Origin of the sequence: Rhodococcus sp. TAF43 (assembly GCF_052113525.1) — a bacterium.
Lineage (GTDB): Bacteria > Actinomycetota > Actinomycetes > Mycobacteriales > Mycobacteriaceae > Prescottella.
In genome coordinates this window covers 58,472-74,662 of sequence record NZ_JBFRDL010000044.1, presented here as the reverse complement: position 1 = coordinate 74,662, position 16,191 = coordinate 58,472, and the positions used below count along the sequence as shown (strand labels likewise).

14 protein-coding genes are annotated in these 16,191 nt (G+C 70.3%); 5 read left to right on the top strand and 9 right to left on the bottom strand.

Annotated features, from left to right (window positions below; all coding sequences use genetic code 11):
• The 3 genes from AB4Z09_RS22150 to AB4Z09_RS22140 form a co-directional block, all read left to right on the top strand.
• Positions 1-119 (top strand): hypothetical protein (locus AB4Z09_RS22150; protein WP_442240669.1); only part of this gene is annotated, 119 nt, incomplete at its 5' end.
• A gap of 124 nt (positions 120-243) precedes the next feature.
• Positions 244-2,244, top strand: a complete 2,001-nt coding sequence (locus AB4Z09_RS22145) for an SDR family oxidoreductase (RefSeq protein ID WP_442240667.1) — start codon at positions 244-246, stop codon at positions 2,242-2,244.
• A 139-nt stretch (positions 2,245-2,383) separates the two neighbouring features.
• Entirely contained in the window at positions 2,384-3,865 is a 1,482-nt protein-coding gene (locus tag AB4Z09_RS22140) for a flavin-containing monooxygenase (protein WP_442240666.1), read from the top strand.
• Between the two features lie 10 nt (positions 3,866-3,875).
• Here the strand turns inward: AB4Z09_RS22140 and AB4Z09_RS22135 are convergent, their stop codons facing one another.
• The 7 genes from AB4Z09_RS22135 to AB4Z09_RS22105 are packed head-to-tail and all read right to left on the bottom strand — an operon-like array spanning position 3,876 to position 11,143.
• Positions 3,876-4,793, bottom strand: coding sequence for a sucrase ferredoxin (locus AB4Z09_RS22135; protein ID WP_181818664.1), 918 nt, complete (start codon positions 4,791-4,793; stop codon positions 3,876-3,878).
• 21 nt (positions 4,794-4,814) lie between these two features.
• Entirely contained in the window at positions 4,815-5,387 is a 573-nt protein-coding gene (locus AB4Z09_RS22130; RefSeq protein WP_174912192.1) for a YdeI/OmpD-associated family protein, read from the bottom strand.
• Between the two features lie 2 nt (positions 5,388-5,389).
• Entirely contained in the window at positions 5,390-5,890 is a 501-nt protein-coding gene (locus tag AB4Z09_RS22125; RefSeq protein WP_441346781.1) for a hypothetical protein, read from the bottom strand.
• 29 nt (positions 5,891-5,919) lie between these two features.
• Entirely contained in the window at positions 5,920-6,693 is a 774-nt protein-coding gene (locus AB4Z09_RS22120; RefSeq protein ID WP_174912198.1) for an alpha/beta fold hydrolase, read from the bottom strand.
• Positions 6,690-8,786, bottom strand: coding sequence for a heavy metal translocating P-type ATPase (locus tag AB4Z09_RS22115; protein ID WP_174912201.1), 2,097 nt, complete (start codon positions 8,784-8,786; stop codon positions 6,690-6,692). The genes AB4Z09_RS22120 and AB4Z09_RS22115 overlap by 4 nt, the downstream gene beginning before the upstream one ends.
• A gap of 48 nt (positions 8,787-8,834) precedes the next feature.
• Complete coding sequence (locus AB4Z09_RS22110) at positions 8,835-10,391, bottom strand: DNA polymerase Y family protein (RefSeq protein ID WP_442240665.1); 1,557 nt, start codon at positions 10,389-10,391, stop codon at positions 8,835-8,837.
• Entirely contained in the window at positions 10,388-11,143 is a 756-nt protein-coding gene (locus AB4Z09_RS22105; RefSeq protein WP_442240664.1) for a hypothetical protein, read from the bottom strand. The genes AB4Z09_RS22110 and AB4Z09_RS22105 overlap by 4 nt, the downstream gene beginning before the upstream one ends.
• Positions 11,144-11,448: 305 nt before the next feature.
• On the opposite strand from AB4Z09_RS22105, the gene AB4Z09_RS22100 reads away from it, so the two are divergent.
• Positions 11,449-12,621, top strand: coding sequence for a serine/threonine-protein kinase (locus AB4Z09_RS22100; protein WP_174914905.1), 1,173 nt, complete (start codon positions 11,449-11,451; stop codon positions 12,619-12,621).
• A gap of 37 nt (positions 12,622-12,658) precedes the next feature.
• On the opposite strand, the gene AB4Z09_RS22095 is transcribed toward AB4Z09_RS22100, so the two are convergent.
• A complete protein-coding gene (locus AB4Z09_RS22095) occupies positions 12,659-13,333 on the bottom strand; it encodes a response regulator (protein ID WP_114718934.1) in 675 nt (224 codons plus the stop codon).
• Between the two features lie 9 nt (positions 13,334-13,342).
• Positions 13,343-14,629 (bottom strand): ATP-binding protein, encoded by a 1,287-nt coding sequence (locus AB4Z09_RS22090; RefSeq protein ID WP_114719005.1) that lies wholly within the window; start codon positions 14,627-14,629, stop codon positions 13,343-13,345.
• Positions 14,630-14,763: 134 nt separating this feature from the next.
• Here AB4Z09_RS22090 and AB4Z09_RS22085 point away from each other — a divergent pair, with 134 nt between their 5' ends.
• Complete coding sequence (locus tag AB4Z09_RS22085) at positions 14,764-16,161, top strand: PspC domain-containing protein (RefSeq protein ID WP_429520272.1); 1,398 nt, start codon at positions 14,764-14,766, stop codon at positions 16,159-16,161.
• Positions 16,162-16,191 lie beyond the last annotated feature (30 nt).

Below are 16,191 nucleotides of genomic sequence, written 5' to 3'. Positions count from 1 at the left end.
GTTCTCGCCTGATCACCACCGCGCTGCACGAACTCGAGCGCCGCGACGGCTCGACCGCCCTGATCACGATGTGCGCGGGCGGCGCACTCGCGACGGGCACCATCATCGAGCGGATCTAGTCGTGCGGCCGCGTCGATGAACCGGCGAGGCCGCCGCTAGTCGCCGTGGCCGCCACCGTTCCGACCACCGAAAGCCGCCCCGATTACCCTGGCACCACTCCTTACTTCGGAGTAAGTTCCGGGTATGGCCACGTACATCGTCACGGGCGGCACCGGGTTCCTCGGCAGACACACGATCGAACGGCTGCTCGAGCGCGATCCTGCCGCCGAGATCCACGTCCTGGTCCGCCCCGGGTCGGTGTCGAAGCTCGAACGCATGTCGCACTCGTGGCCGGACGGCGACCGCGTCCACGCGCTGGTCGGGGACCTCACCGAGCCCGGACTGGGACTCGACGCCCCACCTCCGGACGCCGACCACGTGCTGCATCTCGGCGCGATCTACGACCTCACCGCCGGGGACGAGCAGGCGGCGACGAACATCGACGGCACCCGATCGGTGATCGAGCTGACCGCCCGGATCGGCGCGACGCTGCACCATGTCTCGTCGATCGCGGTGGCCGGCGATCACCGCGGACGGTTCACCGAGAGCGACTTCGACCTGGGCCAGGGATTCCCGACGCCGTACCACCGCACCAAGTTCGAGGCCGAGCGGCTGGTGCGCGCGTCGACGGTGCCGTGGCGCATCTACCGGCCGGCGGCCGTGGTGGGCAGCTCGGTCACCGGCGAAATGGACAAGATCGACGGGCCGTACTACTTCTTCCCCGCCCTCGCCGCACTCGCGAAGCTTCCGTCCGTCCTTCCCGTCGCGGTCCCGAGACTCGGATACACCAACGTGGTTCCGGTGGACTTCGTCGCGGCCGCGATCGTCGAACTCATGCTCCGTCCCGGCCTCGACGGCCGCGCCTTCCACCTCGTCTCTCCCGAGTCGCAGCCGGTCCGGCAGATCTACGCCGCGCTCGCCGACGCCGCCCACGCGCCGACACCGGTAGCCGATCTACCCGGCGCCCTGGCCGCGCCCCTGCTGAACCCACCGGATCGGATACGGCCCGCCCGCAACCTCGTGCTGCGTCGCATGGGCATCCCGCCGGTGCTGCTCGACCATCTCACCCTGCCGACCCGGTTCACCACCGAGCAGACCCAGGAAGCACTGCAGGACAGCGGAATCGCAGTACCCCCGTTCCCGTCGTACGCGGCGAGGCTGTGGTCGTACTGGCGTGAGCACCTCGACCCCGACCGGGCCCGCCGCGACGATCCGGCCGGTCCGCTCGTGAACCGTCACGTCGTCATCACCGGCGCCTCCTCCGGCATCGGACGGGCCGCCGCGATCGCCACCGCCGCGAAGGGCGCGACCGTGCTGCTTCTCGCTCGTCGCGCCGACGAACTGGACGCCGTGGTGTCGCAGATCCGCGAGGCCGGCGGGTCCGCGTTCGGGTACCCGTGCGACCTCACCGACACCGAGGCGGTCGACCGTACCGTCAAGTCGATCCTCACCGAACACGATCACGTGGACATGCTCGTGAACAATGCGGGTCGGTCCATCCGCCGAGGCCTCTACCGCTCGACCGACCGCCTGCACGACTTCGAGCGCACCATGGCCGTCAACTACTTCGGGGCTGTCCGCATGGTCCTCGCGCTGCTACCGCACATGCGCGAGCGACGCTTCGGCCACATCGTCGACATCAGCACCGCCGGCGTCCAGGCCCGGACGCCGCGGTTCGCGGCCTACGTCGCGAGCAAGTCCGCGCTCGACGCCTTCGCCGACGTGGCCGCGGCCGAGACCCTGTCGGACGGGATCACGTTCACCACGATCCACATGCCGCTCGTGGAAACCCCGATGATCGCGCCGACCGGGCAGTACAACGCCGGCCGCGCGGTGAGTGCCGAGAAGGCTGCGGCGATGGTGGTCCGCGCCCTGATCGAACGCCCCAAGCGCATCGACGTCCCCATCGGAACCCTGGCCGAGTTCGGTGCCATCTTCGCGCCGCGAATGAAGGACCTCGCACTATCTCGGATGTATCACGCCTTCCCGGACTCCCCGGCCGCCCGCGGCGAGGCCGGCCCCGCACCCCGGCCGGAACCCCTCCTCGAGGCCCCGCGGGACGCCCGCCGACCGACCGGTCCGACAGCGTCGGCGGCCCGCTTCGCCCGTCGTCTCACCCGACTGGTTCCGGGCGTGCACTGGTGACGCATATGCGCTGGTGAACCGCCCTATTTCGCCCCGAAGATCRCACAGAATTTCGATTCCGAACGAGCCGCCGAGTTCGCCAAACCGTCTTTCGCTGTGCTAAGCAAGATAGGGGACCAACGAAAATAGGGAGAAGACTTTGACGCCAAGGATCGCGATTTTGGGAGCCGGTCCGAGCGGCCTCGCACAGTTGAGGGCATTCGAGTCGGCACGTAAATCAGGTCTTGGGTCGATGCCCGAAATTGTTTGTTACGAAAAGCAGAGCGATCTGGGCGGCATGTGGAACTACACGTGGCGCACCGGGCTCGACCAAAACGGCGAACCAGTGCACGGAAGCATGTACCGCTTCCTCTGGTCGAACGGACCGAAGGAATGCCTGGAGTTCGCCGACTATTCTTTCGAGGAACATTTCGGCCGACCGATTCCGTCGTACCCGCCGCGTGCCGTCGTACACGACTACATCATGGGCCGGGTCGATCAGAGCGACGTGCGCAAGTACATCCGCTTCGACACCGCCGTCCGCTGGGTGGAGTACGTCGAACCCGAGAGCGAGGGTGACACCGGAACGTTCGCGGTGACCGTCGCCGACCACAAGTCCGGCTCGCTCGAGACCGAACTCTTCGACTATGTCGTGGTCGGAACCGGACATTTCTCCACTCCGAATGTTCCGCACTTCGAGGGCCTCGACGACTTCCCGGGCCGCGTGCTGCATGCTCACGACTTCCGTGACGCCCGAGAATTCACAGGTAAACGGCTTCTGCTGATCGGCAGCAGTTACTCGGCCGAGGACATCGGGACGCAGTGCTTCAAGTACGGCGCCGCCGAGGTCACCTTCAGCTACCGCTCGGCGCCCATGGGCCACGACTGGCCCGAGGGCTTCTCCGAGGTGCCCGTGCTGACCGGGATCGACGGCCACACCGCACGTTTCCAGGACGGCAGCACCCGCGAGGTCGACGCGATCGTCCTGTGCACCGGCTACCAGCACCACTTCCCGTTCCTGCCCGACGAGCTGGCGTTGCGCACGAACAACCGCCTGTACCCGACCGGCATGTACAAGGGCGTCGTCTCGCAGGAGAACTCGCGTCTGTTCTTCCTCGGCATGCAGGACCAGTACTTCACGTTCAACATGTTCGATGCGCAGGCCTGGTTTGCGCGCGACGTCATTCTCGGCCGGATCGAATTGCCAGACACCGAGACGCGGGAACGGGATATCCAGGAATGGCGGGCCCGCGAGGAAGAACTTTCGACTGCCGTCGAGGAAATCGATTTCCAGGCCGCTTACATTCGCGATCTGGTGGATCGGACCGACTACCCCGAATTCCACGTCGAAAAGCAGGGCGAGCTTTTCAAGCAGTGGAAGAAGGACAAGAAGGCCGACATCATGGGCTACCGGAATTGCAGCTACGTGTCGACGCTGACCGGCACGATTGCCCCGCCGTTGCACGACGAGTGGCTGAACATTCTCGACGATTCCGCGGAATCGTTCCTGAACAACGATTTCGGCACGGGCGATTCGGCGAAGCAGGATTCACCCGCGCCGCGGAACGTGACGCCCATCGGACCTCGGATCACGCGTGCGCACCCGCCGCGGACCGAACGCTCGACCGAACTGTCCGGCTGAGCCGACGTCGCTAGGAACTCCCCGCCGGCACCTCGGCGGGGAGTTCCTGCATGCTCACCGCCACCACCGGCCGCACGAGCTTGGCCTCGGCGCCGCAGCTCGCGGGGCGGGCCGCGAGCTCCCGCTGCTCGAGTGAGACTCGCCACCGTCGACCGTCGCGGTGTGCCACCACCGGATCGGCGGTCCGTTCGTCGACCACCAGCTCGTCAGTACGGGCCGGCACGTCCTGTCGCACCGTCACCTCGGCGACCTGGCCGCGCGGGCTCCAGATGCTCCGTCCCCGCAGTCCCGGCAGGTACACCCGACCGTCCGCGGCGGCCCGGACGGCCCGCGCGCTGTCGTCCGGGCCCAGCCGCCCGTACGTGTTGCCGCTGGGCAGCAGGATCAACGACGGCGCGAACCGGTGGCCACCGGTGTGCGAGCACTCCCACACGGCGTCGCCGAACTCCGCGGTGAGCGCCGCCGCCACCGGACGTCCGAGCACCGCGCAGCACTGATCCCTTTTGCCGTGCGCGCACACCAGCACCACCGGCCCGGGCACCCGCTCCCCCAGCCCGGGTGCGCGGCCACGAACCTGCATCAGATCGACGTCGAGCAGGTCGGAGACATCTCCGATTTCGAGGCGCTCGCACCACGAGTGGTCCGGGTGCGAGTTCGCCAACAGCACCGTGCGACCGCCGCGCGCCACCTCGCTGCGTCCGGGACGGCGGATGAACATGATGCGCACCCCCGCCGCGTCGGCGCGGTCCGCCAGCTCACCGGCCAGTTCCGCGCCCAGCGCGGTGCCGTCGAGGACGTCGCGGCCCCACGCGCCCGGGTACTCGATGCACACCCAGCCCGCGACCTGAGCCGCGGTGCCCGGCAGCGGTTCGTCCGCCGACAGCACGGAGCACGTGTTGGGGCCGGCCTGCGGTACCGATTCACTCACCCCGCCATTGTGTACCGGCGCTCACTCGTAGAACCTGCGGCCCTCGGCGAACTGTTCGACGAAGGTGGCGATCCGCCGGGCCCGCGTCTCGGGACGCTTCGCGTCCTGGATTCGGTACAGCGCCGCGAATCGGTTGCGACTGTCGAGGGTCGCGAAGAACGCCTCCGCGGCCGGGTTCGCGGCGAGGGCGTCGAGCAGGTCCTGCGGCACCTGTGCCGTCTTCGGCCCCGCGTACGCCCGGTCCCACCGGCCGTCGGCCTTGGCCGCCTCCACCGCCGCCAGCCCCTCCGGTTCCACCAGGCCGCGCTCGATCAACGCCTCCACGGCATCCCTGTTGCGCTCGGACCAGGGGCTGCGGGCGGTGCGCGGCGTGAACCGCTGCACCCGGAAGTCCTCGTCGAGCCTGCGGGCCTGACTGTCGATCCAGCCGAAGCACAGCGCAACCTCGACCGCCTCGGCGTACGTCACGGACGTGTGCCGAGAATCCTTGCGGGCGATCTTCACGAGCACACCGGGCGACGACACGTTGGCGCGCAGCCACTCTCGGAACTCGGCCTGGTCGGCGAAGTACTCGACGGGCAGTTCGGCCGCCACGATCAGCGCCTCGCCCAGACCCGCACGAAACCCTGCGCCAGATACGCGAAGGCGCCGAGCCCGAGGACCCACTTGGTGGTGCTGACCGCGGTGGCGGCCCGCACGGTGGTGTCGCTGATGCGGTCCCGGTGATCGAGCAGGTAGAGCCCGGCGACGTTCTCGACGTAGTCGCCCGCGGCCGCGGCGACGGGAGCCGCGAGCAGCATCCGCTTCGTCGCCGGGGACAGCGGCGTCAGCTCGTCGAGCCGCCGGGCCCCCACCCGCAGCGCGGTGGCGTAGATGACGGGGTGCACGAAGTCCGGGTAGAAGTGGCTGCGGTAGCGCGCGATCTCGCCCGCGTCCATGCCGTCCAGCACCGCCCGGTACGCCCGCGCCGACGGCGCCGTCTGCGTCTTCAGCAGCTTCACCCCGACCGGGCCGAGCAGGCGCGCGATGTTGGCCTGCGACACGACATACGCCACCGACCACGCGATGAGCTTCCGATCTGCACGAAGGAATGCCATGTCCCGCATACTGCCACGCGGGACCGACGTCAGTGCGCCATCAGGAACGGCAGGACCGCGGCCTCGAAGTCCCGGTACCGGTCGCGATGGATGCTGTGCCCGCTCGTGAACGACACCACCTCGCAGTCGCGGATCGCGGTGACCGCGGCGTCGAGCAGCACCGGATCCACCATGCCGGTGGGGCCACCGCGCAGGATCAGCGTCCGCGCCTCGATGTCCGGGAGCCGTTGCCACCACGACGGATTGGGCTCGTGGAACTGGGTGAGCGCCGACGCCGTCATCGACCGGTCGAACGCCCACACCGCCCGCGGGCTGCGCAACATGCTGGAGGCGGCGTGCCACAGTTCCACCAACGACGGCAGCCTGCCGCCGAAGTTCGGGATCGGATCGCCGGGGCGCAACGGCAACGGTGCTTCCTCGAGCACGAGGCGACGGACCAGGTCCGGACGCTGCTGCGCGACCAGCGAGACGGCGTGCCCGCCGAGCGAGTGCCCCACCAGGTCCACGCTGCCGAAGCCGAGGTCCTCGCACAGGCCGAGAATGTCGTCGCCGAACTCCCCGAACAGGTACGACTCGGCGTGCGCGCTGCGGCCGTGACCGCGCAGGTCCACCGCCAGCACCCGCCGCCCACGACCGGCGACGGCCCGCGCGAACCGGTCCCACGTGCGACTGTCGCCGCCCATCCCGTGCACCAGGATCACCGGAACAGGATGTGCCACAGCAGATCCTGTGGCACCACTGTCGCGGTAGGCGATCGTGTGGCCACTCCGGGTGACTGTCGTCTCGGTCATCTCCACGATCATCGAGCGTAATCGTGCTCCCGTTCCGGAACCGAGCGGGTCAGCCGTTGCGGTTCGAGCTTCAACCGGCGCAGCAACTGTGCGTTCGCCGCGACGACGACGGTGGACGCCGACATCAGGATCGCGCCCACCTCCATCGGCAGCACGAACCCGACCGGCGCGAGGACACCGGCCGCGAGCGGCACCGAGATCACGTTGTAGCCCGCCGCCCACGCCAGGTTCTGCACCATCTTCCGGTACGTCGCGTGGGACAGTTCGATCACCGACACCACCGCACGGGGATCGTCGCTGACCAGCACCACCCCGGCCGACGCGATCGCGACGTCGGTGCCGGCACCGATCGCGATGCCGACGTCGGCCTGCGCGAGCGCGGGCGCATCGTTGACGCCGTCGCCCACCATCGCGACCCTGCGCCCCGCGGCCTGCAACTCCTTGACCTTGGCGCCCTTGTCCTGCGGCAGCACGCCGAGGTCGTCGCCCACGGCCCGCGCGACCGCCTCCGCATCGCCGGTGAGCATCACGACGCGTACCCCGCGGGCATGCAGCGCCTCGATCGCGTCGCGAGACTCGGGCCGGATCTCGTCGGCCAGCGCGACCGCACCGATCACCCGACCGTCGCGGAGCACGTGCAGCACCGTCGAGCCGTGCGACGCCCACTCCTCCGTCTCGGGCAGGGCGGACGCACGGTGGCTGTGGAGCATGCCGGGCCCGCCGACGCTGACGCTCGCGCCGTCGACGGTAGCCGTGACGCCGACGCCGTTGCGGGCCTGAAACTCGGTGGCCTGCGGGACGTGCAACCCGCGATGCTCGGCGGCCGCGACGATCGCGCGGCCCAGCGGATGCTCGCTGTCGCGCTCCACCGCGGCCGCGAGCGCGATGACGGTGCCGTCGTCCCGTCCGGCGACCGCGGTGGCCGCGACCAGCGCCGGTTCGCCCTTGGTGAGGGTGCCGGTCTTGTCGAACAGCACGGTGTCGACGGTGCGCATGGCCTCGAGCGCACGCCGGTCGGTGATCAGCACACCGGCACGGGCCGCGCGCTCGGTCGCGATCGACACCACCAGCGGAATCGCCAGACCGAGGGCGTGCGGGCACGCGATGACCAGGACCGTGATGGTCCGGGTGATGGCCTCGTCGGGGGTACCGAAGATCGACCACACCGCCAGCGTGACCACCGCGGCGCCCAGCGCGAACCAGAACAGCATGGCCGCGGCCCGATCGGCGAGGACCTGCGCCCGCGACGACGAGTTCTGTGCCTCGGCGACCAGACGCTGGATGCCGGCGAGCACGGTGTCGTCGCCGACCGCGGTGATCTCGATCCGCAGCGCGGAATCCGTCGACACCGTGCCCGCGACGACCGTGTCGCCCAGCCCGCGGCGCACCGTGCGGGACTCGCCGGTGATCATGGATTCGTCCAGGTCACCGGCGCCCTCGACGATCCGGCCGTCGGCGGGGATGCGGCCGCCGGGGCGCACCATCACGACATCGCCGGCCACGAGATCGGCGGTCGAGACCGTGGTGACCGCGCCGTCGTCGCCGATGCGCTCGGCCTCGTCGGGCAGCAGGGCGGCGAGCGAATCCAACGCACTCGAGGCCTGCCCCAGCGACCGCATCTCGATCCAGTGCCCGAGCAGCATGATCACGATGAGGAGGGCCAGTTCCCACCAGAAGTCCAGGTCGTGGCCCAGGATGCCGAGGCTCGACCCCCACGACGAGACGAATGCGACGGTGATCGCGAGCGCGATCAGCAGCATCATCCCGGGCTGCCGGGCACGGAGTTCGCTCACCGCGCCGGTCAGGAAGGGGCGGCCGCCCCACACGAACATGACAGTGCCGAGCAGCGGCGAAATCCATTCCACCGCAGGGTTGTCCGGCAACGTGTAGCCGACCAGATCCGCGAACATCATGTTCGCCCCGACGACGGGGACGGACAGAATCAGCATGATCCAGAAGAGCGTGCGGAACTGGGCGACGTGATCACCGTGACCGGAGTGCCCGCCGTGACCGGCGTGACCTGAATGATGCGCGTGTTCCGAACCCTCGTGACCGGAAGTATCCGCCGCGTGGTGTTCGTGAACTGCTTCTCCACTTGGGTTCATACCCACCGAAGGTATACCCCCCATGGGTATAGGGCAAGGGTGAATCGGCTACTCGTAGATGCCCTCCACACCCCACCTTCCTCCCTCGCAGATCAGAAGCAACGCCCGCGACTCGGCGAGCAGCACCTGCGCGCGCGCGGCCGCCCGCGCCGCCGAGACGTCCCACCAGCGTTCGTCCACCGGCCACGGTCCCGCCCACCCCTGCACCTCCCAGTCCCGGCTCCCCCACCGCAGCCGTGCGGGAACGGCGCTGAACTCCCCCCGCTCGGTGACCTGCACCGCACCACCCGCGCGGTCCTCGAGCGACACCGTCGGGATGTTCGGCAGCACCGTCGCCGGCGCCGGTTCGGGGAGTCGTCCCGGCCACGGCGCGGTGGGGTCGGATTCCGGTACCAGCTCGTCTCCCAACGGCACCAACGTGATTCGTTCCGCCGGCCCCCGACCGCCACTGAGCACACCCACCCGCACCGATTCGCCGCCGAGCAGACCCTGCACGCRGATCAGGGCCCGGCGGGCTCGTTCGTCCCCCTCTCCGACACCACCCCAGAGCCCCAGTTGCAGGGCCCCGGCAGCCACCACCTCCACCGGTTCGAGACGCAGGACGCTGATCCCCGCGGTGGGCCGGGACCCACTGCGGCCGGTGAGCCAACCGTCCAACTGCCAACGCACCCGGTCCGCGGTGCCCTCCGGCGTCAGCGGTTCGGCGCACCGCCACGTCCGGGTCAGGTGCTCACCGTTGCCGGTGGTCGCCGACACCTGTAGTCGCGTACACACGACCGCGGCGCCCGACAGTTTCGCGTGCAGCCGCTCGGCCATGGCCCGGCCCGCGAAGGCCGCGGCGTCGATCCGGTCGATCGGCGGATCACACTGCTGCTCCACCTCCAGGTCGGGGGGCAGCGCCCGCGCCGACGGTGGGCGTTCCGGTTCGCCGCGGGCAGTCCGGTGCGCGTGGACGGCGTCGGCGCCGAACCGCGACGCCACATCCACCCCGGACAGCGCCGCGAAGGATCCGACGGAGCGCAGCCCGAGTCGGCGCAGCAGATCGACCAGGTCGGCCCGGTCCGCTGCCGCGAGGCTGGGTTCGGCCGCGATCTCGGCGATCGGCAGCGGGGCCAGAAACCGCGCCCCCGCCCCGGCCGGCACCAGCGCCGCGTGGCGCGCCGCGATCACCGCGGTGGACAGTTCGTCGGCGATGCCGATCTGACACTCCGCACCGGCCGCCGCCACCACGTCCACCAACCGTTCGGCCGCGGCCTCCTCCGAGCCGAAGTACCGGCTCGCGCCGCGAGCCGTCAACACCAGCAGACCGGGGCGCAGCACCTCCACCCCGGGCGCGGCCTCGTCCACGGCGGCAGCGACGGGCTCGAACAGCCGCGCGTCACGCTCCGGATCGGCCTGCGCCACATGCAGTTCCGGACAACGCGCCTGCGCCTCCCGACGCCGCAGCCCACGACGCACCCCGTCCGCCCGGGCCGGCGCCGAGCACGCGATCACCCGATTGGCCAGCAACACCGCCACCGGCCGGGTGGCCGGCAGATCCGCCGCCGCGGCCGCGGCCACCGCGGGCCAGTCCGGGCACCACACCGCCAGCACCCGCGAGCTCACAGCGCCACCACGTCCGGCGTGAGCGCGACCGCCTCCGGCACCCACTCGACGCGCCCCTGCATCGAACGCACATCCAGGCACGTGGTCCGCGGCCGGAAGGCCCGCCCCTGCGCCCGCACCGCCAACCGGACCGAACACACCCGGCCACGTCCGACGTCCGCGCCGCGCCCCACCCCGTCGTAGCCGCGCACCTGCGCGTCCAGCCGGACCTCCGCCCCGCCCCAGTGCCCGTCGGTGACCACCAACGTGGACTGCTTGCTGCGCGCGCGAGCCACCACGGCCCGGGCCCGCGACGGCGGCACCGACATCCCACCCAACCCCAGAACCACCAGGTCCATGCCGTCGAGCAGAACCGCCGCCACCTCCACCGGGTCCGGCCCCGGATCCGGCACGAACGCCATCCGCCGCAACTGAGCGCCCATCTCGGTGGCGGCGAGCAGCCCGAGCTGCGGACGACCGATCACCGCGACGTGCCCACCCGCCGCCGTCACCGACGCCAGCAGCCCCAGGAGCAGCGACGACGCACCGGAAACGGAGACCACGGAACCGCGCGCCAGTCCGCCCTGCGGCAGGAGCGCGGCCAGCGGCCCGGGCACCGGCAGTACCCGCCGCGGACGCACTGCCGCGTCGACGACACTCGATTCGCCCTTCGCCGGCACCGCCGCGATCCGCCGACGCAGGTATTCCAGGCGCTGCTGACGCGTCAGGCCCGACAACCCCGACAACCCCGACAACCCCGATAACTCCGACACCCCCGATAACTCCGACACCCCCGACAACTCGGCGGAGACGGAAGGCGGGGATACAGGCAGCTGGGCTGGTTCGGTCATATCTGCTCCCCGGGGCACACTTCTGGTTCTTCCGATGTTCGGCGCGCACGGGGAAGACGCGGCACACAGTCTATTCGAACATGTTTTCGAATCAGTTCCAGTAAAGCTCCTGCGCGTCAGCACGTCAAGACGAACCCCGCCGATCCACTAACCTCGAATACGTGACTGATCAGGAACCCACCCGAGCAGGCCGACGAAGCCGGGCGGTCATCGGGCCGGACTACCTGATGGCGGGCAGATACCGGCTGCGCTCCAAGCTCGGCGGCGGCGGCATGGGCGCGGTGTGGCTCGCGCACGACACGCTGCTCGACCGCGAGGTCGCCGTGAAACAGGTCACCTCCACCATCGGCATGGACGAGGCGGCGGCCCGCACTGTCCGCCAGCGGGCCCTACGCGAGGGCCGCAACGCCGCGCAGCTGTCCCACGAGCACGCGATCGCGATGTACGACGTCGCGGTCGAATCCGGCGAGCCGTGGCTCGTCATGGAGTACCTGCCGTCGCGCAGCCTCGCCGAGGCCATGAATCTCGCGGACACCCTGCCGCCCCTCGAGGTCGCGCAGATCGGTGCGCAGATCGCGGCCGCGCTCACGGAGGCGCACGCGGCCGGCATCCTGCACCGCGACATCAAGCCGGGCAACATCCTCGTCGCCGACCGCGGCGARGCCCTCGGCATCGTCAAGATCAGCGACTTCGGGATCGCCCGCGCGAAGGGTGACGCGCCCAGCGGCAAGCCGGGGGTCATCACCGGAACGCCCGCCTACTTCGCCCCCGAGGTCGCCCGCGGCGACGACCCCACCGAGGCCAGCGACGTCTTCTCGCTCGGCGCGACGCTGTACACCGTCGTCGAGGGCCAACCCCCGTTCGGCCTCGACACCGATCCCATCGCGCTGCTGCACCGGGTCGCGAAGGCCGAGATCTACCGACCGAGCCTCAGCGGTCCGCTCACCGACACGCTGCTGCACCTACTCGAGCCCGACCCGGCCCGCCGCCCCACGATGGCGCAGGCCCGCGACGCCCTCGCCGCCGTCGCACTCGGATCCGACGCCGGGACCGGGGCGGCCGCCGCCGACACGCTGATCGGCGCACCGGTGAAGGCGGCCGACGGCACGGTCCCCAACTGGGCCTACCGGTCGGCCCCGGCACCGATCCCGCGCCGCCGCATGGCCTCGACCACTGCGACGGATCTTCCTGCCGCGCAATCGAACACACCGTTGGGTGCGGTTCCGCGTCCCGCGGGGCGGGCGTGGCTCCGTCAGCTCACCGACGGTCTCACCGGCCCGCAGGCCCCGACCGACACGCGCGGCAAGATCGTCGCGGCCGCGCCGCTCGCGATGGCCGTCATGGTCGGCATCATCGTGCTCGCGTTCGTCGTGGTGCTGATCGTCGCGCTGGTTCTCTGAGACAGCGTCCCGGTAACGACTTCTCAGTCGCGACGGCTCAGTCGATGCGGCGCCGGTGCGCCCACCGGGTGAGCGCATTTCGATTGGACTGCTGCGTCTTTCGCAGCACGTTCGACGCGTGGGTCTCCACGGTCTTCACCGAGATGACCAACTCCTCGGCGATCTCACGGTAGGTGTACCCGCGGGCGAGCAGGCGCAGCACCTCGAGTTCACGCGGGGTGAGCGAGTCCAGTTCCGGATCCAGAGGAGGCTCCGGAACATTCGAACGTCCGGTGAACGAGTCCAGCACGAAACCCGCGAGCCTCGGGCTGAACACCGCGTCGCCTCCGGCCACGCGGCGGACACCGTCCGCCAGTTCGGCACCCGAGATCGTCTTCGTCACATACCCGCGGGCGCCGGCCCGGATCACCGCGATCACGTCCTCGGCGGCGTCGGACACACTCAGCGCCAGACAGACCGGGCCCGAGTCGATTCCGTTCAGCACCGCGACGCCGCCCCCGTCGGGCATGTGCACGTCGAGTAACACCACCTGGGGACGCAGCGCGTTGATGCCGGCCACGGCCTCGGCGACRCCACCGGCCTCACCGACGACCTCCATGTCGGACTCCCGACCGAGTTCGGCACGCACCCCGGCCCGGAACACCGCGTGGTCGTCGACGAGGAATACCCGGAACTTGTCGGGGCTGGGTGCAGAGGAGGCCGAGAAAGTCACGGCCCCACCCTAGGACATCGGTTCGGCTTCGCTCGCGACGTCCGGGGCAGCAATGTCTTCACTGTCCGGCGAGACCGGGCGCGGCATGTGGATCCGCACCTCGGTGCCCTTGCCCACCGTCGAGCGAACCTCCACCCGACCGCCGCGCCGCTCGATCCGGGCACGGATCGACTTGGCCAGCCCCTGCCGGTCCTCCGGCACCGTGTCGGGGTCGAAGCCCACGCCGCGGTCGCGGACGAAGATGCTGACCTGGTCGCGTTCGGTCTCCGCGTACAGATCGATGCTCGAGACCCCCGCGTGCTTGGCGGCGTTGACGAGCGACTCCCGCGTGGCGCCGAGCAGCGCGGTGAAGCACTCCCGCGACAGCCCGGGCCCCTCCTTGCCGTCGGCAGCGAGTTCGACGTCGCCGACGGTGACCGGACGCACCGTCACCCCGTGCTGGTCCTCCACCTCACCGGCGATGGTCTGCAGTGCCTCCGACAGGCTCGTGTGCGCGGTCTCGCCGCCACCGAACAGCCACCGTCGCAGCTCCCGCTCCTGCCCGCGCGCCAGCCGGGTCACCTCCTGCGGCGACTCTGCCTGCTTCTGGATCAGCGCGAGCGTCTGTAGCACCGAGTCGTGCAGGTGCGAGGCGATCTCCTCGCGCTCCTCGTTGCGGATGCGGGCGGCACGCTCCTCGCCCAGCGCCCGCCACAGCCGCAGCCACAGCGGCACCGTGAGCAGACCGGCACCGACCAGTGTCACGACGACGGCGAGCAGCGACGACCGCAGCGCATCGATGTCGACCTGCGCGAGGATCACCACACCGAGGCCCGTGACGATCAGCGTCACACCGCCCAGGACGCGCGCCCAGGTGAGCACCGTCGGGCGGTGCGGCAGACCCAGCACCGAACGCGAACCGTCGGTGTCGAACTCCCGCCACACCAGCGCGGCACCGACCGCTACGACGACGAACGGCGTGATCACCGACGCCGCCGTACCGTTGATCATCCAGGCCAGACCCGCACTGATCGCGAGTCCGATCACGGCCAGGCCCAGCGCGCGACGACGCTCGGCGGCGCTGGGTTTCTCGGTGTCGGTGCCGGGCGGCGTGAAGATCCACAGCAGCCCGTACGCGACGATGCCCGCACCGGCGAGCGCGGCCAGCAGTGTGAATGCGACCCGCACCTTGAAGACGTCGACGCCGAGATGATCGGCGAGGCCGCCGGCGACACCGCCCACGATGCGGCCCCCGACTCGACGCTCGAGCCTGGGGTGGAGGGTTTCGTCCCGCACGGGATCCAGAGCCGTGTTCACGACCTGGTTGGGGTCGACCAGAGGTTGCACAGTCCCGATCCTGGCACGGATTCCCGCGGTCCGKCATCAGGGTCCGACCCTGATATCCGTGGACGCTCCGACCCGGGTTCAGGGAAAGATCAGGGTAGTTCCCGATGGTGCGGCGAGTCGCCGATCGCGACGATGGTTGCATGAGCACTGAAGGGACCACCGGGAGCTTCTCCGATCAGCTTCACGACCTGTGGCGGACCCGCCCGATCCGGCTACCGGCGCACGGCCACATCGCCGGCGTCGCGGCGGGCATCGGCCACCGCTACGGCATCGACCCCGTCCTCGTGCGGGTCGCGTTCGTCGTCTCGACGATCTTCGGCGGCGCCGGCATCGTGTTGTATCTCGCATGCTGGCTGCTGCTCAGCAAGCCCGGCGACCAGGTCTCGCCCGCCGAGTCACTGCTCGGACGCGGCCAGAGTTCGCAATCCGGCACCAAGACCGTGGTGTTGCTGGTGGCGCTCGCGATCGCCGCGAGCACGCTCGGCCCGATCGGTGTCGGGATGGGCGGGTCGGGACTGATCAGCTTCGCGCTCATGCTCGGCGGCCTGTGGCTGCTGTACCAGCGCCGGCCGATTCCGCCGGCGCTGCCGGCGGGGGTGCCGCAGACCGTCGCCGGGTTCCCGGTGACGCCGTTCCAGACGGCGCCGACGGCCGCGTACCCCGGCCAGCCGTACACCGGGTACAGCGCGTACACGCCGTACACGCGACTGCCCGACCACTACGAGCCCGAGTCGGAGCCCGCGTCCGAGTCCGAGTCCGGGGCCGCTCCGGATCGGCCGACCGTCCCGACGGATCCGGTGGCTGCGACATCACCCGAGCCGACTCCCCCGGCCTGGGACCCGCTCGGCGTCGCGCCGTTCGCGTGGGACCTGCCCGAGCCGGCCCGCGCACCGGAGCTGCCCGCGGAGCTGCCACGCAAGCCCCGCAGCCGATTCACGTCTGTCGTCCTCGGCCTCGCGGTCCTGGCCGCCGCCGCCGCGACCGGCGTGTGGGCCGCGACCGGCGCGGAATGGTTGACGCCCGCCCGGATCGGCGGCATCGCCCTCGCCGTGATCGGCGCCGGACTGCTGGTCGGAGCCTTCCTGCGGCGCGGCTACGGACTGCTCGTCGTGGGATTCCCGCTCGCCGGGTTCGTGATCCTCTCGTCGATCATCGGACCACTGAACTGGGACGGGTCGAAGGTCGGCCAACACACCTGGACCCCGCGATCGATGGGCGAACTCACTGCCGTCTACGAGGGCACGGCCGGCGACTTCACCGTCGACCTACGCCAGCTCGATCTCACCGAGAACCGGGAGATGCGCCTCGACGGCACGTTCGGTAACTACACCGTGATCGTGCCCGAGAACATGAACGTCCGCACCGATTGCTCCGTCGTCGGCGGTACCACCGACTGCATCGGAGACGGATTCGTCGACGGTGGCGCCGACGGCACCAGCGGCCCGGTCCTGGACCTGAAGGTCGACAACAAGTTCGGAGAAGTGAGGGTCTACCGTGGCTGAATACGCTGACAATCAGGAAACCACCGAACG

Bases quoted from the DNA above. Each gene is read 5' to 3' on its own strand.
- AB4Z09_RS22145 (WP_442240667.1), top strand. From the start codon at position 244: ATGGCCACGTACATCGTCACGGGCGGCACCGGGTTCCTCGGCAGACAC.
- AB4Z09_RS22125 (WP_441346781.1), bottom strand. From the start codon at position 5,890: ATGGCATTCCTTCGTGCAGATCGGAAGCTCATCGCGTGGTCGGTGGCG.
- AB4Z09_RS22120 (WP_174912198.1), bottom strand. From the start codon at position 6,693: ATGATCGTGGAGATGACCGAGACGACAGTCACCCGGAGTGGCCACACG.
- AB4Z09_RS22115 (WP_174912201.1), bottom strand. From the start codon at position 8,786: ATGAACCCAAGTGGAGAAGCAGTTCACGAACACCACGCGGCGGATACT.
- AB4Z09_RS22085 (WP_429520272.1), top strand. From the start codon at position 14,764: ATGGTGCGGCGAGTCGCCGATCGCGACGATGGTTGCATGAGCACTGAA.